Here is a 24,134-nt window from a genome sequence, read left to right as displayed (position 1 = left end):
TGCGCCGCGCCGTCGCCGAGCGCGACCAGCGCGCCGAGCGCCTCGAGGCCGAGATCGCCGGCCGGATCGCCGCCGACCGCGCGCGCGGCGAGACGGAAGAGCGGCATCGCCTCGCGGTCCGTGCCACCAACGATGCGATCTGGGACTGGCATTTCGCCACCGACACGGTGTCGTGGAACGAGGCGCTTCAGACCGCCTATGGCCACGCCCCCCATGATGTCGAACCCAGCGGCGACTGGTGGATCGCGCACATCCATCCCGACGATCGGGCGCGGGTCGATGCGAGTATCCACGCGGCCGTGGACGGCGACGCGGGAAGCTGGTCGGACGAATATCGCTTCCGGCGCGCCGACGGCAGCTACGCCCACGTGCTCGACCGCGGCCACATCATCCGCGACCCCGACGGACGCGCCACCCGCATGATCGGCGCGATGCTCGACCTGACCGAGCGCAACCGGAGCGCGGCGGCGCTGCGCGACAGCGAGGAACGGCTGCGCCTGGCGGTCGACCATGCCGAGATCGGCTTCTGGGACGTCGACCATGTCAACGACATCCTGATCTGGCCGCCGCGGACCAAGGCGATGTTCGGCATATCGGCGGACGTGCCGGTGACGATGCAGGATTTTTACGATGGTCTGCACCCCGACGATCGCGAGGCGACCTCGGCGGTCTATGCCGCCGCGGCCGATCCGGGACGGCGCGCGCTCTACGACGTCGACTACCGCACCATCGGCAAGGAGGATGGCGTCGTCCGCTGGATCGCGGCGAAGGGGCGCGGCGTGTTCGACGATGGCGGCCGCTGCCTCCGCGTCGTCGGCACCGCGGTCGACATCACCCGGCGCAAGCAGATCGAGGCCGCGCTGCGCGACCTCAACGACACGCTGGAGAAGCGGGTCGCTTCGGCGCTCGCCGAACGCAAGCTGCTCGCCGATATCGTCGAAGGAACCGATGCCTTCGTCCAGGTCGCCGACCCCGGATATCGCTGGCTGGCGATCAACCGGGCGGCGGCGGACGAGTTCATGTCGATCTATGGCGTCCGCCCGAAGGTCGGCGACAGCATGCTCGACCTTTTGGCCGACCGGCCCGAGCAACAGGCGGCGGTGCGCGAGGTGTGGGGCCGGGCGCTCGGCGGGGAGGAATTCACCGAGCTGGGTGCGTTCGGGGACGAGCGGCTCGAGCGACGCTGCTACGAGATGAAGTATAACGTGCTGCGCGACGCGCAGGGCAGTCAGATCGGGGCCTATCAGTTCGTCTATGACGTGACCCAGCGCGTCACCGAGCAGCGCCGCCTTGCCGAGGCGGAAGCCGCGCGGCGGCAGGCCGACGTGCTCTATCGCGCCTATTTCGAGAACAGCGCCGAGGCGCTGTTCGTGATCGGCGTGCTGCCCGACGGCGACTTCGTCATCGAGGATCTGAACCCTCGTCACCAGGCCGCCGTCGGCCTGCGACTCAAGGACGTGCAGGGCCGGCGCATGGACGAGGTGGTGCCGCCCGAGCTTCTGGAGACGGCGCGCGCGCACTATCGGCATGTTCTGGCCTCAGGCCAAGTCTCGCAATATCGCGAGACGTTCGAGATCAAGGGGCAGCGGAGCCATTGGGACACGGTGCTGGTGCCGGTGCGCGACGGCGAGGGACGGATCGTCCGCCTGATCGGATCGAGCCGCGACCTGACGCGCCAGCAGGCTGTCGAAGAGCAGCTTCGCCAGGCGCAGAAGATGGAGGCGGTCGGCCAGCTCACCGGCGGCATCGCGCACGACTTCAACAATATGCTCGCGGTGGTGATCGGCTCGCTCGACCTGCTCAACCGCCGCGTGGGCGCGAGCGATGCGCGCGCCAAACGTTATGTCGACGCGGCCGCCGATGGTGCCCGCCGCGCGGCGACCTTGACCCAGCGGCTGCTCGCCTTTTCGCGCCAGCAGCCGCTCAAGCCCGAGCCGGTCGACGCCAACAAGCTGGTCGCCGGCATGTCCGACTTGCTGCGCCACTCGCTGGGCGGCGACGTGCGGCTGGAGACGGTGCTCGCCGGCGGCCTGTGGCGCACGAATGCCGACCCGAACCAGCTCGAGAACGTAATCCTCAATCTGGCCATCAACGCGCGCGATGCGATGCCGGAAGGCGGGCGGCTGACCATCGAGACCGCCAACTGCCACCTCGACGCACGTTACGTCACCGCCCATCTCGGCGTGCCGGCCGGGCAATATGTGATGGTCGCTGTGACGGACACGGGATCGGGGATGCCCCCGGAGGTGATCGCCAAGGCGTTCGACCCGTTCTTCACGACCAAGGAGGTGGGCAAGGGAACGGGCCTGGGGCTCAGCCAGGTCTATGGCTTCGTCAAGCAGACCGGCGGTCATGTGAAGATCTACTCCGAGCCCGGCGAGGGCACGACGATCAAGGTCTATCTGCCGCGCCTGATCGGCGTCGAACTTGTCCCGGACGAAATCGCGGATGCCGCCGACTTGCCGCGTGGCGAGCAACAGGAGATCGTGCTCGTCGTCGAGGACGAGCCGGCCGTGCGCCAGTTCAGCATCGATGCCCTGACCGAGCTCGGCTATCGCGTGCTGGAGGCGGACGGTGCCGCAGCCGCGCTCCGAATGCTCGATGCGCACCCCGAGATCGCGCTGATGTTCACCGACATCGTCATGCCCGAGGTGAACGGCGCGAAGCTGGCCGAGGAGGCGCGGCGGAGGCGCCCCGACCTCAAGGTGCTGTTCACCACCGGCTACACGCGCAACGCCGTGGTCCATAACGGCGTGCTCGACGCCGGCGTCGAGCTGATCGGCAAACCGTTCACCATCGAGGATCTCGCTGCCAAGGTGCGCGAGGTGCTGGAAACACCGCTCGGTTCCGGGGAACTGCCGCCGGCATAAGCCTTGGAGCCGGACTTCGACACGAGCCCTCGATACGCTCTACGGAGCTACTCGGTCTCTACTCAGCATGAGCGGGTAAGGCTGAAGTGATCCGACGCGAGAGGTGTCCCGTTCAAGCTGAACCGTCACCCCGGCCTTGAGCCGGGGTCCCGCTTCTTCTTCTTCAGCCTTGGCAGGCAGCGGGACCCCGGCTCAAGGCCGGGGTGACGAGAGTTCGACGTCCACAGGACAGACTTGGCTTGCCCAGCGCGGGCCGCCAAATACCGTCATCTGCCGCTGCATCCCGTCCGACGACCGCAGCGGTTACGCCAGCGCGGCAAACCGGCGACCATTGCGTGTTCGCGGCCTCAACCAACAGGATAGCCGTAAGTTTAGATGCGCGTTCCCAGCGGCGATAGTAGGTCGTTGATAACAAGCCAGGATCGTAGACGTGCCGCGCGGACGGCCGGATCGATCAAAAAATGGCGGCGCCCTTTGCGGGGCTCAGGGGGCTCTTGCCTTTGACGGCGAGCGCCGGGGAGAGGGTGCGGCGCGGCTGGAGCCGTCGGCGAAGGCGTGGAACTGACAATCTAATGTCAAGGGGGAACCATGCGTCGTTCATCATATAAAGCCACCATATTCGCATCGTCCGCGGTCGTGGCGACGGCTTTTTCCGGTCCGGCGATGGCCCAGGAGCAGCAGGCCGGCACCCTGGAGGACATCGTCGTCACCGCGCAGAAGGTCGATACGCGTCTCCAGAAGACCCCCATCTCGATCACCGCGCTGACCGACGACACGCTGCAAAAAGCAAACATCCGCACCGTGCTCGACCTGGACAAGCAGGTGCCGGGCCTGACGGTGACGGATGCGGGGCCCTTCCCCCTCAACATCACGATCCGCGGGGTCGGCTTCGACGGCTTGCAGAACAACAGCGCCCAGCCCGGTGTCGCCTTCGTGCAGAACGGCGTCTACGTCGCCAGTCCGATCAGCCTGACCGCGACCTTCCTCGATCCCGGTCAGGTCGAGGTGCTGCGTGGGCCGCAGGGAACCGTGAACGGCCAGAATGCCGATGGCGGCGCGATCAACATCACGACCGGCGCGCCCGTGCTCGGGAAGTTTCGCGCCAATGGCGAGGCGAGTTACGGCAGCTACGATTATGTCCGCCTGCGCGGCGTGGCGAACATCCCCGTCGGCGACACGCTGGCGATCCGCGCGGCATTTCAGCACGAAGGGCATGGCGGCTGGTTCACGGCGCCCAATCAATTGAACAAGAAGGTCGGGGATCTGGATAGCTGGTCGGGCAGGATCAACGCTTTATGGGCGCCGACCGAAAAGCTGTCGTTCGGGCTATGGGCGGAATTCTTCGACAACAACACCGCGGGCCTCGGCATCAAGAACATCTTCGACACGATTCCCGGCGTGCGGACGACCAGCAACGACTATCCCAATCCGCAGACGGTTCGCAGCCGGATCGTGGCCGGTACGATCAAATACGACCTGGATTTCGCGCAACTGAAGTCGATCACGAGCTATCAGAAGGTCTTCACCAACGCGATCAACTCCGGCGATTCTGTCGATCGCCGGCAGGCGCTCATCCTGTACGGATACAAGGATGAGGAACCGATCTATCTGCGGCAGAATCGTTCGATCACGCAGGAAATCAATCTTTCCCACAGCGGCGGCGCGCTGGACTGGATCGTCGGCGGCTTCTTCCTGAACACCAAGGGCGGCGAGAAATATTACGAGACCCAGCAGAACTCGGCCGTGCGCATCAACTACACGCCTCTATTCGATCCGACCCCCGCCCAGATCTCCGTCCTGTTCGCACAAGGCCTCGCTTTCGTTAGCGAATCGCAGTCGCGGCGCACGTCGATCGCAGGCTATGGCCAGGCGACCTATCATCTTTCGGATGCGTTGCGGATCACCGGCGGCGCCCGTTTCAGCCGGGACAAATATTCGGCCGATACCGAGGCCTTCTACAATCCCCCGCTCCATCTCGTCAGCCAGTTCAAGAAGATCACCGGCAAGGCTTCGGTCGAATATGACCTGTCGCGGACATCGACGGTCTACGGCAGCTTTTCCACGGGCGTCAAACCGGGCGGCACCAACCTCAACACACAGTCGACCATCGTTCCCAAGTCGTTCAGGCACGAATTTCTTCGCGCCTACGAACTGGGAAGCAAGAACGAGCTGTTTGGACGCAAGCTGCGGCTCAACCTGTCCGCCTTCTACAACGATTATCGCAACCTCCAGGCGCCCTCGGAAGACCCGCTTCCCTATCAGGGCGGTGTGACGAACGTTCCAAAGAGCCATGTCTACGGCATCGAGGGCGAGGTCTCGATCATCCTGCCGGCGGGCTTCCGGATCGACGCCAACGCGACGGCGATGCGCAGCAAGGTCGACAGTTCGTTCCTGGCGATCGATCCCTATACTGCGCAGCTCGTCAACCGGAACACCGGCGGCCCGTTCGTGGGGAACAATCTGGTGGAGCGGGCCAAGCTGTTCGTCGATCTGCGCGGCAACGAGCTGGGGCGCGTACCGCACTTCTCCGCCGCCGGCAGCATCTCCAAATCGAGCATCATCGGCGATGCCGGCACGCTCGATCTGTTCCTCCAGGCGAATTACCGTTCGGCCTACGAGTTCCGCATCTTCAACAATCCCATCACCGATCGGGTGCCGAACCAGTTCCTCCTCAACTTCAACGCCCGCTTCCAGCCGGCGAACCAGGTCTGGTATGCGGAATTGCAGGTCACGAACGTCACCGCCAGCACCGACGTCGCCAGCCGCTATGCGGAGAATTTCGGCGTGGGCGGGGTGTTCGACTCACTGGTGCCGCCGCGCCAGGTCATCGGGCGGGTCGGCTTCAAGTTCTAGCCGACGCCTCCCTGCCCCCGGCAAGGGACGATGGCCTGATCCGACATGCGCATGGGAACGTCGACATGACAGGGGAAAGCAGGACGTTCACGCTGTCGGCCCGGCCGGAGCCGTTGACGCTTCTGGCCGCGGAAACCGCCGTCGTCGTGATCGACATGCAGAATGGCTATGCCTCGGCCGGGGGCTATGTCGATCTCGCCGGCTTCGACATATCGGGGGCGGCGTCGGTCATCGGCCGCATCGGCGAGGCGCTGGCGGCGGCGCGTGTCGCCGGGCTCCAGATCGTCTACCTGCAGAACGGCTGGGACCCCGACTATCGCGAGGCGGGGACCGAACATTCGCCCAACTGGCACAAGTCCAACGCGCTGAAGACCATGCGGGCGCGGCCGGAGCTTGATGGCCGGCTGCTCGCGCGGGGCGGGTGGGATTATGCGCTGGTCGACGCGCTCGCGCCCGAACCCGGCGATATCTGCCTGGCCAAGACGCGCTATTCGGCGTTCTTCAATTCCCAGCTCGACAGCATCCTGCGCGCCCGCAGGATCCGCAACCTCATATTCGTCGGCATAGCCACCAACGTCTGCGTCGAAAGTACGCTGCGCGATGGCTTCCACCTCGAATATTTCGGTGTGATGCTGGAGGACGCGACCCATCATCTGGGGCCTCCCTTCCTTCAGCAGGCGTCGGTCTACAATGTCGAGACCTTCTTCGGATGGGTGTCGACGGTCGCGGATTTCACCGCCGCGATCGCCCGATGACGAAGCTTGGAAGCGAGAAACCGCCGACGACCCCCGTCAATCCGCCCCGTTTCGCGAAGTGACCTTCACCGAAGCGCAAGCCTTCAACGCAATTCTCCCAAGGGACGATCATCATGGAAATCGGAGTATTCCTGCCCATCGGTAACAATGGCTGGCTGATCTCGGAAAACGCGCCGCAATATATGCCGAGCTTCGATCTCAACAGGGAGATCGTGCAGAAGGCCGAGCATTACGGGTTCGATTTCGCGCTCACCATGATCAAGCTGCGCGGATTCGGCGGCAAGACCGAATTCTGGGATCATAATCTGGAAAGCTTCACCCTGATGGCCGGGCTTGCGGCGGTCACCGACCGGATCAAGCTCTATGCCACCGCGGCGACATTGACCCTCCCGCCCGCGATCGTCGCGCGCATGGCCGTCACGATCGATTCGATCAGCCACGGGCGGTTCGGAATCAACCTCGTGACGGGATGGCAGAAGGCGGAGTATGACCAGATGGGGCTGTGGCCGGGTGACGGGCACTTCGTGAAACGCTACGACATGTTGTCCGAATATGCACAGATCCTGCGCGACCTCTGGACGACGGGCCGTTCCGACCTGAAGGGCGAATATTTCGAGATGACCGACTGCCGGGTGAGCCCGCGCCCACAGACCGACATCACGATCATCTGTGCCGGCTCGTCCGACGAGGGGCTGGCGTTCACCGCGCAATATGCCGACCATGCCTTCTGCTTCGGCAAGGGGGTGAACACGCCGACCGCCTTCCAGCCGGTCAACGTGCGGCTCGCCGCCGCCGCAGCGAAGACCGGGCGCCCGGTCAACACCTTCGTCCTGATGATGGTCATCGCCGACGAGACCGACGAAGCCGCCGAGGCCAAATGGCAGAGCTATCGCGACGGCGCCGACCAGGAGGCGCTGGCCTGGCTGACCGACCAGACCGCCGCCAACAACGTCTCCGCGACCACCAACACACGCCAGATGAGCGAGGCCACGTCGGCGGTAAACATCAACATGGGCACATTGGTCGGCTCCTATGAGAAGGTCGCGCGCATGCTGGACGAGGTCGCCGGGGTGCCGGGCACCGGCGGCGTGCTGCTGACCTTCGACGATTTCGTCGTGGGCGTGGAAAATTTCGGCACGCGGATCCAGCCGCTGATGCAAAGCCGCCGCGATACCGTCCAGGCGCGCGGCGCGTGACGATCGACGGCGGCGCGAACGATCTCGGCAATGCCGATCTGATGCCGACGGCGGCCGCCGACCGCACATGGCGCTGGTATCATTTCGCCGCTTTGTGGATCGGCATGGTGATCTCGATCCCCGCCTACATGCTGGCGGCGGGGTTGATCGACCAGGGGATGACGCCGCTGCAGGCGATCGCGACGATCCTGCTCGGCAACATGATCGTGCTCGTGCCGATGCTGCTGATCGGACATGCCGGCGCGCGCTACGGCATCCCCTATGCCGTGCTGCTGCGCTGCGCCTTCGGCACGATCGGCGCGAGGGTGCCGGCGCTGGCACGCGCGCTGGTGGCGTGCGGTTGGTACGGCATCCAGACCTGGGTGGGCGGCAACACACTGCTTGCATTGGTGGTCGTGCTGACCGGCTGGCGCAGCGACGGGGTGACGTTGCCGCTGATCGGGATCGACCTGGCGCATTTCCTGTCGTTCGCGGCCTTCTGGCTGATCCAGCTCGCCTTCGTCTCCAAGGGGCTGGAGATGGTGCGCAAGCTGGAAACCTGGACCGCCCCGATCAAGATCGCGATCTGCATCGGCCTGTTCGTGTGGGCGATGCGCCATCTGGGCGGGCTGTCGCCGCTGTTCTCGGCGGCGCCGGGCAGGAACGCGAGCGGCGCGGCGGTCGATTTCTCCGCGATATTCTGGCCGAGCCTGACCGCGATGGTGGGATTCTGGGCGACGCTCGCGCTCAACATTCCCGATTTCACGCGCTTCGCGCGCAGCCAGCGCGACCAGTTCCTCGGCCAGTCGATCGGCCTCCCCGCGCCGATGGCGCTGCTCGCGGTCGTGGCGGTGGTGGCGACCGCCGCGACGCGGATCGTCTTCGGCCGGGCGATCTGGGACCCGGTCGAGCTGGCCGGCAACCTGCCGAGCGCCGGCGTGCTGATCGGCCTGCTGGTCATCTCGATCGATACCGTGTCGTGCAACATCGCCGCCAATCTGGTCGGGCCGGCCTACGACTTCGCCGCGATCGCGCCGCGCCGCATCGATTACCGGCGCGGCGCGCTCATCACCGCGGTGCTGGCGGCGGCGATCCTGCCGTGGAAGCTGATCGAGAGCAGCGGCGGCTACATTTTCACCTGGCTGGTCGGCTATTCGGCGCTGCTCGGCCCGATCGCCGGCATTCTCATCACCGATTATTGGGTGATCCGGCGCACCCGGATCGCGGTCGAGGACCTCTACCGCCACGACGGGCGCTACGGCTATCGCGGCGGCTGGAATCCCGCGGCGGTCGCGGCGACGGTCGTCGGCATCGCGCCCAACCTGCCCGGTTTCCTGGCCACCGCCCTGCCGGCGCGCTTCGGCGGGATGCCCGCTATCCTGATCGCGCCCTATCCCTACGCCTGGTTCGTCGGCGCGGCGGTCGCCTCGCTCGTCTATTATGGGGCGATGCGCGGCGCGGGGCGCGCCGCTGCGGCGATCCCGGACCATGGCGGGTGAACCGAGCGGACCATCCGTCTAGGGAGGGCGCCGCACCGCACGACGGAATAGACCGGTTCTGGACCGACCCGGACGGCGCCGGCCGCACCATGCTGCAACTCGTCGCCGTCGCCGCCAATGACGGCATCTGGGGCTGGGACGTGCCGACCGGCCGCTCCTTCTATTCGCCGCGATGGTGGGAACTGGTCGGCGAGCAGCCGGGCGAGACCGAGCCGCACATCGACGTCTTCTATGCCTTCCTGCATCCCGACGACCGCGACCGCGTGCTCCACGCGCTGGAAGCGTTCATCGCAGGCGGCCAGCAGGATTACCGCGTCGAATTCCGGCTGCGCCACCGCGATGGCGGATGGCGCTGGATCCTGTCGCGCGGGGCGGCGGTGCGCGACGCGGACGGCCGGGCGATCAGGCTCGCCGGCACGCATACCGACATCACCGAACGCGTCGGCGCCGCCGATCGGCTGGAACGGATCGTCGCCGAACGGACCGCCGATCTGGTGGCGATGCGCGACCGCGCCGAGGTCAGCGCCGCCGCCACCGCCAAGATGCTGTCCGCGACCAGCCACGATATCCGCCAGCCGCTGCAGGCGATGGCGCTGCTGCTCGGCAGCCTCCAGGGCGAGACGTTGACCGATCCGGGCGGGAAGGCGCTGGAGGCGGCGCGCCGCGCGCTGATCGCCAGCATGGAATTGCTCGAGGACCTGCTCGAATACAGCCGGCTGGACGCCGGCGCGCTCAGGCCGGCGCTCGGCCCGATCGACCTGCGCGACCTGCTGACGACGGTGACGGAGGGCTATGCCGTCGATGCGCGGCGGCGCGGGATACGCATCGTGGTACGGCCGACCGCGCTGATCGCCCATTCCGATGCCCAACTGCTGGGGCGGATCGTACGCAACCTCGTCTCCAACAGCTTGAAGTTCACGTCCAGCGGGGCGATCCTAGTCGCCGCGCGGGCGCGCGGCGAGCGTGTCCGCATCCAGGTATGGGACACCGGCTGCGGGATCGCGCCGGAGATGCAGCGGCAGATCTTCTGGGAGTTCGTGCAGTCCGCGCCGCCCGCGCAGGTCGACGGCAAGTCGCCCGGCCTTGGCCTCGGCCTGGCGATCGTCGAGCGGCTCAGCCGGCTGCTCGGGCATGCCGTTGGCATGCGATCCGAACCGGGCCGGGGATCGGTCTTCTGGATCGACGTGCCCCGCCATCGATCGGGCGCGGCGCTCCAGGGCGATGCGATGCCGGGCCGGTCCGATCTGCCGCGGCTGCCGCAATCATGCCGGGTCGCGCTGATCGAAAACGATCCCGACGTCTGCGATGCGCTGGTAGGCCTGTTGCGGGCCTGGGGCGGACAGGTCGTCTGGTCCCGATCCGCGGCCGCATTGTTGTCGCGGATCGCCCACGAGCCGCCCGACCTCCTGATCGCCGACTGGCATATCGACGGCGATATCGACGGATTCGAGGCGTTCGACCAGTTGGAACGGCGTTTTCAAAGGGCGATACCCGGCATCGTCCTGACCGGCAGCTATGATTTCGACGAGATCAGGCGCGCCAACCCGGCATTGCGCAAAGTCGTCCACAAGCCGGTCCTGCCCGATGTCCTGTTCGCAGTCCTGAACGCGGAGCTTGCGAGATCCGGCTTCCCCGCGACGCGCTGACGATCGGTTCAGTGCCAGGATTTGATCTTCGCCGATCCGACCTTGCGAAGCAGTTGCACGCGGTTGTTGACCTCATAGGCGCGCATGACGGCCGCCAGATGGGTCTTCACCGTCCCTTCACCCATGCCCAGCCGATAGGCGATCTGCTTGTTCGCATGGCCTTCCAGCGCCAGATCGAAAACTTCGGCCTGCCGGCGGGTCAGGCGCGGCGGTGACGCGGCCCCCGCGTGGCCGATCCGCTCGCCCTGGCCGGCGACGATATCCGAAGGCACGAAGATGCCCCCGGCCAGCACCAAGGCGATCGCGTCGAACAGGATCGGCATATCCGATGCCTTCGTGACGTAACCGGAGGCGCCGGCACCCAGGCACCGGATCATGTCGTCCGGATCGGTGGAGGCCGACAGGACGAGCATCGGCGCATCACCCAGTTGCTGGCGCACACGTCTCAGCCCGTCGAGCAGCACCAGCCCTGGCATGTGCAGGTCCAGGATCAATATGTCCGGACGCCCGTGATGAAGCGCGGCCATCAGGGCGTCGAAATCCTGCGCTTCGACGACATGCGCGACCCGGTCGTCGCTTTCCAGCGACATGCGCAGCCCGGCTCGAAATATGCCATGGTCGTCGGCAATCAGAATCCGCAATGCACCGCGATCGTCACGGGCGCAGCTATTCAGGACATTCGGCTGGCTCAGTATGATTTTCCAAGAGATGCTCTGGGAAGAATGCGCGCCATAATCGTAGTCGGCCGACGGCAATTTGCAAGCCCGGGGACCCGATGGGGCTATATGCTTGACGCAACGCCCCAGCGCCTGCGCATCACTCGCCTTCCAATAGAGGGTGCGGATGCAGGCGAGGGGAGGGGAGGACGATTCCCACCCGCGCCGCATAGGCGTCCCACGCCTTGATCAGGGCCGCCTTGCGGGTGGGCTCCCGATCGGAAAGGTCGCGGGTTTCGCCGGGATCGGCGGCGATGTCGTAGAGGCGCCAGCGACCGTCGCTGATGTCGGTGATCTTCCAATCGCCCTCGCGGATCGAACGCGAGCCGAACAGCTCGTTGCCGATCGGCCGGTCCGCGGCATATACCGGCTTGTTCGCCGTCAGCAGCGGGCGCCAGCTCAGGCCGTCGATCGGCTGGACCGTCTTGCCTTCGAACGTGCCGGGCTCGACCTTCACGCCGGCCAGATCGAGGAAGGTTGGCGCAACGTCGGTCACGTGCAGATAGGCGTCGGTGACCGCTGGGGCGCGGACGACCGGACCCGAGAGGAATGAGACGGTGCGGGTGCCGCCCTCGGTCGCATAGGCCTTGAAGCGATAGGAGGGCGCCGTCGCCGCCTGCGCCCATCCGGGGCCGTAGCTGACATAGGATTGGGCGCTGCCGATCGTGTCGAAGCTGCTGTTCTTCGCGAGCCGGCGCACGACCGGCAGCGCCGATCCGGCAAGATCCATGCCCTCGGCGCCATTGTCCGCCAGAAACAGGATCACGGTATTGTCGAATTCGCCCGTCCGCTTCAGCTCCGCGACGACGCGGCCGACGGCCTTGTCGAGGCGATCGACCATTGCCGCATAGGTCTCCATCTCGCGCGAGGCGACCTGCTTATCCTGAGGCGATAGCGATGCCCAGGATCGGGCGGCGATCAGCGGGTGCGGCACGGTCGTCGGCGCGACGAGCCCTAGCTGTCGCTGGCGATCGAGCCGCTGCTGGCGGAGGACCTCGTAGCCGGCATCGTAGCGGCCCTTATACTTGGCGATCGTCTCCGGCGGCGCCTGCAACGGGAAGTGCGGCGCGGTGAAGGCGAGGTAGGCGAAGAAGGGCTTGGCTCCATCGGGCCCTGCCTTCGTATCCTTGATCTGGGCGACCAGCTTGTCGGCGAAATAGTCGGACGAATAGAAGTTTACTGGCAGCTTCGGGGCGAGCACGCCATCCTCCCGATAGGTGCTGCCGGTCAGCGGGTCGGAAGACTGGTCGAGGCCGAAGTGATTGTGTCCGCCCTGCGCGAGGACGAAGCTGTGCTGGAAGCCGCGCGCATGCGGATCCTGCTGCGGCGTCACGCCCAGGTGCCACTTGCCCGAGAAGAGCGTGCGATAGCCGGCGTCGGACAGCCGCTCCGCCAGCGTCGGCGCGTCGGCGCGCAGATAGCCCTCGAAGCCCGGATGACCGCGCTGATTGTCCTGCGTCACTTCGGACATCGCGCCGAGGCCGACGCGGTGGCTGTCGCTGCCGGTGAGCAGCATCGATCGCGTCGGTGAGCAGGCGGGTGCGGTGTGGAAGCCCGTGAAGCGCAGGCCCGAGAGCGCGAGCGCATCGAGATTCGGCGTGTCGATCTCGCTGCCGAAGGCGCCGATGTCGGAAAAGCCGAGATCGTCGGCGACGATGATCAGGAAGTTCGGCCGCTTGGGCTGGGTCTGGGCCGAAGCCGCGGCAGCCAAGGCCGTCGACGCGAGTGCTGTGGCAACGGCAAGGAACATGCGCTTCATGGTGGTCCTCTCGGGATTTGAGCGGTCGATGGTCAGGCGACGAGCGAAAGCGGCGGTAGCTGATATTGCCGGGCGAGCAGGGCCGGCTTCGGCTGGTAGGCGCGGATCGTGAGCAGGAAGTGGTCCGCCGGCGCCGGCAGCCAGTTGGCGTTCGGATCCGCCGGGCGATCGTGCTGGATCAGGATCGTCAGCGATCCGTCGGATGCGAAGTGCAGGCCATCGGTGCGATCGGTGATCGAGTAGCGGTCGATCTCGTTATCGTAGAGGAAGATGTCTTTCGTATAGAGCCCCACCGACCAGAAGGCGCCCGCCGGCGGTAGCTGCCCCTTGGGAAAGCGCAGGCTGTAGCGCCTGGCGCCGGACAGCGGCTCGCCGTCGGGGCCCTTCTGCGCGCTGAGATAGAGGGCTTCCTCGGCGATTTGGGTGCCGGGCCCGTAGAGGTTGGTGGCGGCGCGGGCGACCGGATCCTGGATGAACGGCGTGACGTCCAGCCGTGTGCTCCAGCCATTGGCGGTCCAGTTCGTCTTGGGCATTCGGATGCGGGCGAGCCCCGCGGGGATGGCCGCGGTGAGCGCGGCGATGATGGCGGGATCGCTAGAAAGCTGCCGTCCCGGTCCGATCCCCAGCGATCCGAAGCGGGCAAGCCGCGGCGCATCATAGGCAAGCGGGGGATAGTCCGCGACGAGCCGGTTCAGTTCCTCGAAATAGCCGATGCCCGCCTTCGAGAGATCGACGACAGGCAGGATGTTGAGCGATTCCGCGCGGAAGACGCCCGGTTGCTGGGCCTTTGGATAGCCGGACAGCGGCCCCAGCGTGTAAGCGCCATGGATCGCGCGGGCGGCCGGTAGATCGGCCTTGCTCCGCACCAGCGTTCGAACGGCCGCCAGCACCTTGCTGGTCGGCGCCTTGATCTCCGTGACGCCGGCCGGGAGCCTGCCGCGATAACCGGGCGGGGTCAGAGCATAGGCGCCCGCCTTCGTCCCCGTGGCGCGCCGGCCGATATAGGCGAAGCTGTCGGCGTAGGCATCGAGCAATTGGATCGAATAATAGCGATCGTGCGTGTCCGGGACGGAAATGACCTGCGGCCCGTCCGCGAGATCGATCCAGCCTAGACCGTAGAGCGTATCGACCTGCGGCCCGAGCGCGCGGGTCTGCGGTGTCGCGAGATCGGGGCTCAGGTAGAAGCGGTTGAACGCGAGGCCTGCGTCGGCGGCGATCTTCAGGTAGCGGCCGGTCAGGACGAGCGGCACGCCCCAGAGGAACGCTTCCTCGGCCAGAGCGGCGCGATCGTCCGCCCAGGCCGGACGGGCGCCCAGGAGAGCGGAGGCGGCGGCAAGGCCGGAACCGGCCAGGAAATGACGGCGGGGGATCATGCTGTTCACCAGAGCGACCTTTGCTGAAGGGCCGCCCGTCGATCGCGGACCAGGGTCTCGCGTGCGGCGGGCGTGATAGTGGGGGTGGCTGCGGGGAGCAGCCGGCGGATGTCGGCGAAGGCGACCTTGCGGATGCTCGGCACCGGCTGCGTATCGCACTCGGCCCAGCGGCCCTGGATCACGCCTTGGGGATAGCCGGCGGTGTCGAGCCAGTTCGGCACGCCGGGATCCCGCGCCGAGACGACGATCCGGAGCACGCCATCGGCATCGGGCCTGGCCTGGGAGTCGTTGAGGCTGCTGTGATTATTGTACCAGTCGGTGGTTTCGTAGAGGGCGTTGGCGAGGATGAGCGATCGGTACAGGCATCGGGCAGGCACCTTCGCCTCGACGATCAGCGCCTCGCCGTCGGGCAGGTCGTAGGCGCCCTCATAATAGAATTGGCCGAGCAGCCCGCCGAGCTGTGCCGTATCAAAGACCTTGAGGCGGTTGACATAGCCCTCGGCGCGAAGGCGATCGACATGGTCGACGAACAGCGGCGCGATGAAGTCGATCGTCGCCGGCAGCGCACGCAGCCGCTGGTCGATCGACGCGGCGCTGGGCCGGGAGCGATTGGCGGGCGCATCGAGGCGCTCGATCGAGAAGCTCGGCTCGGCTTCCTTGCCCCAATCGGAACTGACCATGCGTAGCAGCAGGCGATCGGTGTCGGGCGCCAGCCGCCACCAGTCGCCGGCATAGCCCACCGGCCGCGCAGTGCTCAGGATGACGTCGAAGCGGCCCTTTCCGTCGGCGTGCAGCGCGTTGACGTCGAAGCTCGGGCGCTGCGGGCCGAGATTGGGAAGGCGGGACCCTGCCGATGGCTTGATCGGCGCCGATTGGCTGATCCGCACCATCCGCAGCGATCCCTTCCGGCCACGGATGCGATAGGTGCCGCCCGGGGTTATCCGCGCGCTCCGGTAGCTGGTGTCGGCATTCGGCTGACCGACGTTCAGCACCTGGTTGATCTGGGCGATGAAGGCGGGATGATCGCCGTCGCTGGCGAGCGCGTCGATGCCCGAGGAGACCAGCGCCTCCAAGGCCAGGCGCGCTACCTCCGCGCGGATCTGCGGGTCCGCCTGCTCGGCGGGTGAAAGCCGGGCGAGCATCCGCGTCGGCAGGTCGCGCAGGCCGTCGACGAAAGCATCCCAACTTGGAACGCGCGGTGGTTCGGCCGAAGCGGGCGGCGCGAGGGCCGCCGCTACGCCCGCGAGGATAGCCCAGGCGCGCACGTCAGAGCTTTGTCCGCAGCGTCACGCCTAGGGTGCGCGGCTCCCCCGGCAGGCCGGTGATCAGGCCGTAATTGGCGCCCGACCGGCTGATATAATAATCCTTGTCGAAGAGGTTGCGTGCCCAGATCGAGAGATCCCAGCGGCCGTTCTCGGTACGCAGTCCGATCCGGGCGTTGACCAGGCCATAGGCCGGGATGATGCCGTAGATACTGTTGGTCGCCGCCGTATTGTAGGATGATCGGTGCGCGAAATCGGCGTGGCCATAGGCCTGGATCGCGCCGAAGCGTCCGACATCGCCGATCGGCTGGGCGACATCCGCCGCGAGCGTGTAGACGAACTTGGGCGCGTTGGTCAGCCGTTGTCCCGACAGATCCTGTATGGCGCTGACGTTAAGCCGTTCGGCCGCTTGCGGCGAATTGGTGAAGGTCACATATTTCGCGTCGGCATAGGCGGCCGAGGCGGAGAGGTTGATCCAGCGGCTGACGGCAAATGCAAAGTCACCCTCGATCCCGCGCGACCGTACCTTCGGAATGTTCGCGATATATTGGATGACGCTGGTGGTGCCGGCGATCGGCTCGGTAATCGAGGCCTGATAGTCGCGGATTTCGGTGTTGAACGCCGCGAGGTTGAGCGTCGCCCGGCGATCGAGGAACTGGGATTTGAGGCCGATCTCGTAGGCATTGACCTTCTCGGGATCGACGACCGGCCGGAACGCGCCGCCGGCGGTGAGATTGAGCCCGCCCGATTTGTTGCCGCGTGAATAGGTGCCGTAAACCAGGACGTCCGGCGCGACCTTGTAGCTGAGCGTCGCCAGCCCGGTGAGCGCGTCCGCGCTGTCCTTCGCGGAGAAGTTGAGGATCGGATTGAAGGCGTTGCGGGTGGCAAGGACCGCCGCCGCCTGTGCCGCCGGTAGTGTCGCGGGATCGACGCCGGCGACCCAAAATTGATTGAACACGCCCTTCTTGTTTTCGTGCGTGTAGCGCAGGCCGGTGGTCAGCGTCAGCCTGTCGGCCAGGTGCCAATCGAGCTGGCCGAACGCCGCATAGCTCTTGGTCGAAGGATTCGAGAAGGACTTTGCTGCGAAGCCGTTGAGCGCGAGGTTGGTGTTGGCGATGGTGGCGGCGGGGGTCGTCGCTGGATTGAGGTTCCAGCGTGCATAATCCGGGCCATAAGCGGTGTCGCCATAGCCGCGCACGACCTGCCAGAAATAATAGACGCCGGCGACGTAATCGACCTTGTGGCTGCCGTCGGACGCGACGCGCAATTCCTGGCTGAACTGGCGTTGGTGATTGATCTGCTGGCCCGCGACGTTGATCGAAAGCGACGTGCCGTCGACGTCGTTCTTCGGATACCAGTCCCACCAGCGATAGGCGGTGACCGATGTCAGCGTCGCGGAACCGAGGTCCCAATCCACCTGGCCCGAGACGCCGTAGCTCTTCATGTTCGCCTGGAAGGGCGCGTCCGAATTGCCGAGGCGGGCGAAGGCGTTGTACGAGGGCAGCGCGTAACCGGTCCGCGCCGCACGATCGATGATGTTGTTGGCGATCGGCGCGCCATTCCCATAAGTCGTGAAATAGCCGTCGAAGATCGTCAGCGCGAAATGCTGGGCCTGGCGCGCATAGTCGCCGATCAGGCGAACGGTGAGGTTCTCGGCCGGCTTGGCGAGCAACTGGCCGCGGATCGTGGTGTTGTCATAATTCTGGGCGTCGCTGCCGTCGTAGAGATTGGTCAGGAAGCCGTCGCGATGCGTGTCTGCGAAGGTCAGGCGGATGGCGAGCTTGTCGTCGATCAGCGGAAACGATCCCGACGCGCGCACCTGATGATAGGCATAGGTGCCGAACGTCGCTTCGCCGACGAATTCGGGGTCGAAGCTGGGCAGGCGTGTGGTGACGTTGATCGCGCCGGCCGTCGTATTCTTGCCGAACAGCGTGCCCTGCGGCCCGCGCAGCACCTCGATCTGCTGGAGGTCGATGAGGTCGAACTGCGCTTGGCCGGGGCGCGCATAATAGACGCCGTCGACGTAGAAGCCGACGCCATATTCCAGCCCGTCGACCGCGATCGAACTGTTGGCGCCGAGCCCTCGGATGTTGATCACGGAGTTGCGCGGATTGGTCGCGGTGACCTGAAGGCTCGGCACCAATTGCTGGATCTGGTTGATGTTGATGCTGCCCGAGCGGGTGAGCGCTTCCGCGCTGACGACGCTGAGCGCGACCGGCACGTTCTGCGCGGTTTCCTCGCGGCGGCGGGCGGTGACGACGATATCTTCGACGGGATCGAGCGATTCCGCCGTGGGCGCGGCGGGCTCGGCCCCAGCCGGCGCTTCGGCGCGCGCCACTCCGCTCGCCAAGGCAAGCGCCAGAATCGCCGTCGTGCCGCGCAAGCGGCACCACGCCCCCGGATTGGTCATTTCAGTCCCCTTGTTCGCTCGTCCGCACCGTTGGGTGAGGCGAGATACGTTCCGCGTCGATCACTGCCTCCGCGGTAATCCATAGCTACGGAGTGGGGATTAAGCGGTCAAAATAGAAGAGCGCTACAGCTTGGTAGAGATTCTTTAGCGGCAGCCATGGTGCCGAACCGTCGCGCGGATCGGGAGATCATCGACAACAAGATGATTGTCGGAGATCACGCTTTTATAGGAAGCCTAGCCGATTGCTGGCCGATCCTCTTTGGCTGCACTGAGGATCGCTTGGGCAAAGCGATGCACCGCGCACGATGGACATGCAAAATCATGCCGCATTTGGCGCATACGGCCAAGACTAGCTGCGTGCGCTCATCCTCACCGGCACGACCGGCGCGACGATCCGGAAGCCGATGTGCGATGCGCCGAGGTCGTGCTCCTGCGCCTGCCACGCCGCAGGCCGGTAGTTGGCGCAGTAATTGGCCGCGCACAGGAATGACCCGCCCTTCAGCGTCCGGGTGCCTCTTGCCCCTTCCGTGCTCGTCCATTCCCAGACGTTGCCGACCATGTCGTAGAGACCGAAGCTGTTCGGACGATAACTTTCGACCGGCGCGATCCCGACATGGCCGTCGTCCCCGGTGTCCCGGATCGGAAAGATCCCTTGCCAACTGTTGGCGATGGCGCCGCCTGCGGCATCGCGGATCCAGCTCGTCGGTGAACGGGCGCCGGATTGATCGCCGCGCGCCGCGCGCTCCCATTCGGTCGCCGTCGGCAGCCTGCCGCCCGCCCACGCCGCATAGGCCGCGGCATCGTCATAGCTGACCTGGACGACGGGATCGTCCATATGGCCGACGATCGTGCTGTCGGGGCCCAAGGGGTGACGCCAGCCGGCGCCCGGGATCATTTTCCACCAGCCGGCGGGATCGTCCATCGATACGGGCGCGCGCGGCATGACGAAGACGGGCGCGCCGCCCTCACGCTCGGCCTGCGTCCGATAACGGGTCGCCGCGACGAAGGCGGCGAACTGGCGGTTGGTCACCTCGTGCGGATCGATCCTGAACGCGGCGACCCCTACGGACGTGCCCGGCACGCCGGACCCGTCTTCGCCAAGCAGAACCATTCCGGCGGGGACCGCGACCATCCGATCCTCGATACCCGTCAGCTTCGCGCCCATCAGCCCGCCAACGGCGAGCAGCATGAGCGTCACCCTGCCGACGAGCGCGCGCGCGTTTCGCTCACCCGATCGAGCGGGCGCTGTTGCAGGTGATTGCACGGCCGCGGCGGCCTCCCATTCCGATCCGCTATCGGGCTATGAGCGCGCTGTCGGAAGAGCCAAGCAGATAAATCCTGCTCGATGATAGGGAATCTTTAAACACGCGATTTTCGTCCAAGAAGCTCCTGATGCCGATGCGCGTTGCCGGCATAGTTACGTCCGCACCTGTCGCGACAACCGTTGCATGACACTGGTCAGACCTCCTTCGTCTGATCGGCGTTATCGAGGATCGTCCGATCGACCACCAGCGGGCGAACATAAGAGATATCGGTTGCGTCGCGCCGGCAGGGCCCGGTGTCGAACAAAGGTATGGAGCGTAGCTTGGCGGTCTCGGATATTGCGATGTCGCCCGACATTTCGCGGACACAGACCCGGTCCGCAATCGCCCAGCGACCCTCACGCTTCTCAAAGCGATCGATGTATCGACCCGTCGCGATCGAATGATCCCCTTCCCGATTTACCCCGAAGAAGGTGTAATAGGTCTCGCTATGGGCAACCGGTCCATCGATCTCGCACCAATGGTTGGACAGGGCGTGATGATGCCCCTTCTGATGCTGTTTGTGCCAGGCAAATGCCCAGTCCACAAACGCCTCCGGACTGCCCGCAAATGACCCATGATTGTCGATGGCGTCGGGATGATAGCCCGAAAGCACAAGATCACGATCAAAGCGGTCGCATCCCCTCGCGATGCTGAGCAGCCGGTGCCAGATCTCATTTTTGTCCAGCATCTCCTGAACCGCAGGATCACTCATCAACCATCTCTTTTTTGATATGTCAAAAACGGACTCTTATTCAATACAAAGACGCACACTATGCGCAACGGGTAGTGCTGTTGCACAGCGGTTGTGCGGAAAACGCTAAACTGCTTCCAACCGATGTGGTCATACTAGCGATGTCGTGAGCAATACATGATGGTTGATCCTCCACGCTGAAAGCTTGGGCATACCCTGCTGGCGGCGGTATAGATCGGCCAAAAAAAATGCCCCGAGAGTGGGCTTATATGGGGAGCTGTCAGTGCAATCGAACAATCATGCCCGTAGCAGCGCGATCGTCGCCGCGTTGCTCGCCGGAGTCGCGTGCCTTCCGGCGCCGGCGTTTGCCCAGGCCGCGCCGGCGACCAAGCCGCCGGTGGCCGATGCCGATCCTTCGGCCAGCCAGGAAATCGTCGTCACTGCATTGCGCGGCGCGGCGCGGCAGGTCGATGTCCCGGCTTCGGTGACCGCTGTATCCGGCGCCGCTCTCGCAACGGCCGGCGTCAAGAAATTCCAGGATCTCGCGGTGGTCGCGCCCGGCGTTCAGGTCTCACGATCGGGATCCTATACGCAGCCGTCCATCCGCGGCGTATCGACGACCTTTGCCGGCGGTGGCCAGGAAACCAACGTCGCGGTTTACGTCGACGGTTTCTACACTTCGGATCAGCTCTCGATCAATCAGGACTTCGCGAACGTCCAGGATGTTCAGGTGCTGAAGGGGCCGCAGGGCACGCTCTATGGGCGTAACGCGACCGGCGGCGCGATCCTGATCACGACGCGCGGCCCAAGCGACACGTTGGTGGCGGATGGCTCGGTGAGTTACGCCCCGCGCTATAATGATCGTCAGTTCAGCGCGTTCACGTCGGGCCCGATCACCAAGGGCATCGAATTCAGCATCGCCGGCTATTATCGCAAGACGGATGGCTACATCAAGGACATCAACAATTTCGCGCCCAACGTCGTTCTCGATCCGACCACCTACACGTTCGGCGGCAACGGTTTCCAACCGCTTACCGAGACGAGCTATCTCAAGCGTTCGGGGAACAATAGCGCGCCGTTCGAGAATTGGTCGGTGCGTCCGAAGCTTTTGGTCGAACTGTCTCCCGACGTGCGCGTCACGTTGGCGTATGTGCACAATTACATCAACGATCCGCGCGCGTTCGCCTATCAGATCGTCGGAGCCGCGCTCAACCCCGCCGCCAGCTACAACGGCTATCCGGTGGCCAACCAGCGGGACAGGACGTCGCTCAACTTCCAGCCAAAGAATGAAAGCAAATCGGACGAATTCAATGCGACTGTCGAGGTCGGCCTTGGCGATCTCGGCAAGCTGACGTCGCGCAGCGCCTATCGCAAGCAGCGCGACCTCCAGGTCTATGATCTGGACGCTACACCGAACGATGCGGGATCAAATCCGCTTGGCACGGCCTATATCGGCATTCAGAACAACACCCGCCGCACCTTCACGCAGCAGCTCGACTATAACGGTCAGTTCGGCGCGCTGACGATCCTCGCCGGCGCATTCTACTATCGCGACAAGTTCGCGACCCCCAACGCCTATGAGGATATCGGAACCGCCACCAATCCGGTTGCGACGACCCTCTTTTTCAACACCAGATCCTATGCGGGTTATGTCGACGCGACATATGCATTCGGCGGCCACTTCTTCGTCACGGCGGGTGCGCGATACAGCCGTGACGAGAAGACACTCAATCGCTTTCGATATTCGCAGAGCGGATTGTTCGCTTCGTCGGAAAGTACGGTCTGCTATTCCGACGCCGTGAACCCCGTCTATATCGGGCCGACGCCGTCGACGCCGACCGCTGCCGCGATTTCCCCCTTGTGCTCGGGCTCGGCGTATAAGAGCGACAGCAACAATGCGTTCACGCCGCATATCGTGGCGCGCTACAAGATCGACGACGACACCAACGTCTATGGTTCGGTCTCGCGCGGCTTCAAGGCGGGGACGATCAACACGGCGCCCAACTATAATTCGCTGAAGCCGGAGACGGTGACGGCGTATGAGCTGGGCTTCAAGACCAACCAGGGTCCGCTCCATGCCGAACTCGCGGGCTTCTATTATGATTACAAGAATAACCAGGTTTCGGCGCTCGACCCGAATTCCCCGACTATCACTACCAAGATCCAGAACAGCGGCGGTGCCCACATCTACGGCGTCGATGCGACATTATCCTATCGCATACCGCAAAGCGGCCTGAACTTCCGGGTCGGCCTGGAATATCTCCATGCCCGCTACACAAATTTCGCGAACGCGACCAATGTCATCCTCGGCCCGACGGGAACCAATACCTCGGTTATCGGATCGTGGACGGGGCGTCGGCTCCAGCGTGCGCCCGATTTCAGTGGATCGGTCGGGGCGGACTATACGGCCCGTCTGCTCGGTGGGAAGCTCGTCACTTCGGGTACGGTGGCATTCTCGACGCGCTACTCGCCGCAGAACGCCTCCTATCAGTGCACGCGGGTCAGCCGTAACGCGGCTGGCGCCGACATTCCCTTCGTCGCCGGGACGCAGGGCTTCTGCGCGGCGGGCACCGACGCGCTGCAGAAGGGGCGGTTCGAGGAAAACGGCTATGTGCTGGGCAACGTCCAGATCGCGTGGACCGATCCGAGCAACCGCTACACCGTCACCGTATTCAGCGACAATGTGACCGGTACGCGATACAAGATCATCTCTTCGGCGTTCGCCTACGAAAGCTACGACGAGTATAACGAGCCGCGTACGATCGGCGTGAAGTTCGGCTTCAAATATTGAAGAAGGACCGCCGCGAGTGATCGCGGCGGCCTGGAAAAAGGGGCGGCGCGGTGGTGATCACCGCGTCGTCTTTTTGCATGGCGAGGGCCGCCCCTGGAGGCCATTCCGTTGACGTTGAACATTCGTCACCCCGGTTCAAGGCCGGGCTGACGGTTCAGCTTGAACAGACGGCCTCTAGAGCAGGACTTTAGACTGACCCACTCTTCCGCTCATCCTGAGTAGGGATCGAGCTTGTCGAGAGCCCGTATCGAAGGACCGGCCGAGGAGCCCGTGCTTCGATACGAGCCCTCGATACGCTCCTCCGGAGCTACTCGGTCTCTACTCAGCATGAGCGGATAAAGCTGAAGTCATCCGACTCTAGAGAAGTTCGACCTGCTTGCCGAGCGCCTGCTCCGCCTCGATCATGAAGCGGCGGATATCGCCCGTGCTCAGTGCACCCATCGCGCGCGTGGGTGACTCGCCGCCCATCGATTTTGGCGTGACATCGACGTGCGCGGCCGTGGCGCGTAGTGCTCCGACTGTCGCCGCCGCGCGGGGAATGTCGCGGAACGGATCGAAACGCAGGAAATCGATCGCGTTAAGATGCGTGATCCGGTCGATCTCCTCCTTCGGGAAGGCGTGAACCGACTCCCACAGCCGCTCGGGCGACTTGGGCCAGGTGCTGTCGCAATGCGGGAAATCGCATTCCCAGGTGATCTGCCCGATCCCGATCTCGTGGCGGATGCGCAGCCCGAAATCGTCCTCGTGAAAGCAGAACAGGAAATGCCGCTCCAGCAGCTCGCTCGGCAGCATCCCGCCCAGATCCTGGTGCGTCCAGAATTTGTGGTTGCGGTAGGCGGCGTCGGCGCGCTCCTTGAGGAACGGCACCCAGCCCATGCAGCCTTCGGACATTGCGATGCGCAGCGCCGGGAACTTGCGCAGGATCGGCGAGAATAGCAGATCGGCGACGGGCGCGACGATCTGGATGTTGATCAGCGTGTTGCCGACGTCGGCCGGGCTGTCGAGCGAGGGCGGCTGCGCGGTGCCGCCC

At 65.0% G+C, this 24,134-nt stretch carries 15 protein-coding genes; 7 read left to right on the top strand and 8 right to left on the bottom strand.

Translation table 11 applies throughout. From position 1 onward, the window contains the following. From HUU94_RS02570 to HUU94_RS02545, 6 genes are all read left to right on the top strand, one after another. A partial coding sequence (locus tag HUU94_RS02570) for a hybrid sensor histidine kinase/response regulator (RefSeq protein WP_174273558.1) occupies positions 1-2,870 on the top strand: 2,870 nt, incomplete at its 5' end. Positions 2,871-3,458: 588 nt separating this feature from the next. Further along, positions 3,459-5,723 (top strand): TonB-dependent receptor, encoded by a 2,265-nt coding sequence (locus HUU94_RS02565; RefSeq protein ID WP_254601891.1) that lies wholly within the window; start codon positions 3,459-3,461, stop codon positions 5,721-5,723. A gap of 65 nt (positions 5,724-5,788) precedes the next feature. Beyond that, positions 5,789-6,478: a pyrimidine utilization protein B gene (gene rutB, locus HUU94_RS02560; protein ID WP_174273557.1), complete on the top strand. Its 690-nt coding sequence runs from the start codon at positions 5,789-5,791 to the stop codon at positions 6,476-6,478. Between the two features lie 113 nt (positions 6,479-6,591). Further along, on the top strand, positions 6,592-7,674 hold the full coding sequence (rutA, locus tag HUU94_RS02555) for a pyrimidine utilization protein A (protein ID WP_174273556.1): 1,083 nt from the start codon (positions 6,592-6,594) through the stop codon (positions 7,672-7,674). Next, on the top strand, positions 7,671-9,152 hold the full coding sequence (locus HUU94_RS02550) for an NCS1 family nucleobase:cation symporter-1 (protein ID WP_254601889.1): 1,482 nt from the start codon (positions 7,671-7,673) through the stop codon (positions 9,150-9,152). The genes rutA and HUU94_RS02550 overlap by 4 nt, the downstream gene beginning before the upstream one ends. A gap of 89 nt (positions 9,153-9,241) precedes the next feature. Beyond that, the gene (locus HUU94_RS02545; RefSeq protein ID WP_174273555.1) at positions 9,242-10,798 is read left to right on the top strand and encodes an ATP-binding response regulator; all 1,557 of its coding nucleotides are present in this window, start codon (positions 9,242-9,244) and stop codon (positions 10,796-10,798) included. A gap of 8 nt (positions 10,799-10,806) precedes the next feature. Here HUU94_RS02545 and HUU94_RS02540 read toward each other — a convergent pair whose 3' ends face one another. The 7 genes from HUU94_RS02540 to HUU94_RS02510 form a co-directional block, all read right to left on the bottom strand. Next, positions 10,807-11,553 carry a response regulator gene (locus tag HUU94_RS02540; RefSeq protein ID WP_254601888.1) on the bottom strand — a complete coding sequence of 249 codons (747 nt, stop codon included), beginning with the start codon at positions 11,551-11,553 and terminating at the stop codon, positions 10,807-10,809. A 61-nt stretch (positions 11,554-11,614) separates the two neighbouring features. Next, the gene (locus tag HUU94_RS02535) at positions 11,615-13,273 is read right to left on the bottom strand and encodes an arylsulfatase (protein WP_174273553.1); all 1,659 of its coding nucleotides are present in this window, start codon (positions 13,271-13,273) and stop codon (positions 11,615-11,617) included. 32 nt (positions 13,274-13,305) lie between these two features. After that, positions 13,306-14,646 carry a DUF1254 domain-containing protein gene (locus HUU94_RS02530; RefSeq protein ID WP_254601893.1) on the bottom strand — a complete coding sequence of 447 codons (1,341 nt, stop codon included), beginning with the start codon at positions 14,644-14,646 and terminating at the stop codon, positions 13,306-13,308. Positions 14,647-14,651: 5 nt separating this feature from the next. Next, positions 14,652-15,911 carry a hypothetical protein gene (locus tag HUU94_RS02525; RefSeq protein ID WP_174273551.1) on the bottom strand — a complete coding sequence of 420 codons (1,260 nt, stop codon included), beginning with the start codon at positions 15,909-15,911 and terminating at the stop codon, positions 14,652-14,654. Between the two features lies 1 nt (position 15,912). Continuing rightward, entirely contained in the window at positions 15,913-18,318 is a 2,406-nt protein-coding gene (locus tag HUU94_RS02520; RefSeq protein ID WP_174273550.1) for a TonB-dependent receptor, read from the bottom strand. Positions 18,319-18,667: 349 nt separating this feature from the next. Beyond that, positions 18,668-19,507 carry an SUMF1/EgtB/PvdO family nonheme iron enzyme gene (locus HUU94_RS02515; protein WP_174273549.1) on the bottom strand — a complete coding sequence of 280 codons (840 nt, stop codon included), beginning with the start codon at positions 19,505-19,507 and terminating at the stop codon, positions 18,668-18,670. 269 nt (positions 19,508-19,776) lie between these two features. After that, on the bottom strand, positions 19,777-20,334 hold the full coding sequence (locus tag HUU94_RS02510; protein WP_174273548.1) for a nuclear transport factor 2 family protein: 558 nt from the start codon (positions 20,332-20,334) through the stop codon (positions 19,777-19,779). A gap of 262 nt (positions 20,335-20,596) precedes the next feature. Here HUU94_RS02510 and HUU94_RS02505 point away from each other — a divergent pair, with 262 nt between their 5' ends. Further along, the gene (locus HUU94_RS02505) at positions 20,597-23,104 is read left to right on the top strand and encodes a TonB-dependent receptor (RefSeq protein WP_174273547.1); all 2,508 of its coding nucleotides are present in this window, start codon (positions 20,597-20,599) and stop codon (positions 23,102-23,104) included. Positions 23,105-23,461: 357 nt separating this feature from the next. Here the strand turns inward: HUU94_RS02505 and HUU94_RS02500 are convergent. Further along, positions 23,462-24,134, bottom strand: a 673-nt coding sequence (locus tag HUU94_RS02500) for an amidohydrolase family protein (RefSeq protein ID WP_174273546.1), incomplete at its 5' end; no start/stop codon positions are given.

The organism is Sphingomonas bacterium, from assembly GCF_903644055.1.
In the GTDB taxonomy this organism is placed as follows: Bacteria; Pseudomonadota; Alphaproteobacteria; order Sphingomonadales; family Sphingomonadaceae; genus Sphingomonas_I.
Note: the sequence above shows the minus strand (reverse complement) of the source record. Positions and strands in the feature narration are given on the sequence as shown.

Bases quoted from the DNA above. Each gene is read 5' to 3' on its own strand.
- HUU94_RS02565 (WP_254601891.1), top strand. From the start codon at position 3,459: ATGCGTCGTTCATCATATAAAGCCACCATATTCGCATCGTCCGCGGTC.
- rutB (WP_174273557.1), top strand. From the start codon at position 5,789: ATGACAGGGGAAAGCAGGACGTTCACGCTGTCGGCCCGGCCGGAGCCG.
- rutA (WP_174273556.1), top strand. From the start codon at position 6,592: ATGGAAATCGGAGTATTCCTGCCCATCGGTAACAATGGCTGGCTGATC.
- HUU94_RS02545 (WP_174273555.1), top strand. From the start codon at position 9,242: ATGCTGCAACTCGTCGCCGTCGCCGCCAATGACGGCATCTGGGGCTGG.
- HUU94_RS02535 (WP_174273553.1), bottom strand. From the start codon at position 13,273: ATGAAGCGCATGTTCCTTGCCGTTGCCACAGCACTCGCGTCGACGGCC.
- HUU94_RS02530 (WP_254601893.1), bottom strand. From the start codon at position 14,646: ATGATCCCCCGCCGTCATTTCCTGGCCGGTTCCGGCCTTGCCGCCGCC.
- HUU94_RS02520 (WP_174273550.1), bottom strand. From the start codon at position 18,318: ATGACCAATCCGGGGGCGTGGTGCCGCTTGCGCGGCACGACGGCGATT.
- HUU94_RS02515 (WP_174273549.1), bottom strand. From the start codon at position 19,507: ATGCTGCTCGCCGTTGGCGGGCTGATGGGCGCGAAGCTGACGGGTATC.
- HUU94_RS02510 (WP_174273548.1), bottom strand. From the start codon at position 20,334: ATGAGTGATCCTGCGGTTCAGGAGATGCTGGACAAAAATGAGATCTGG.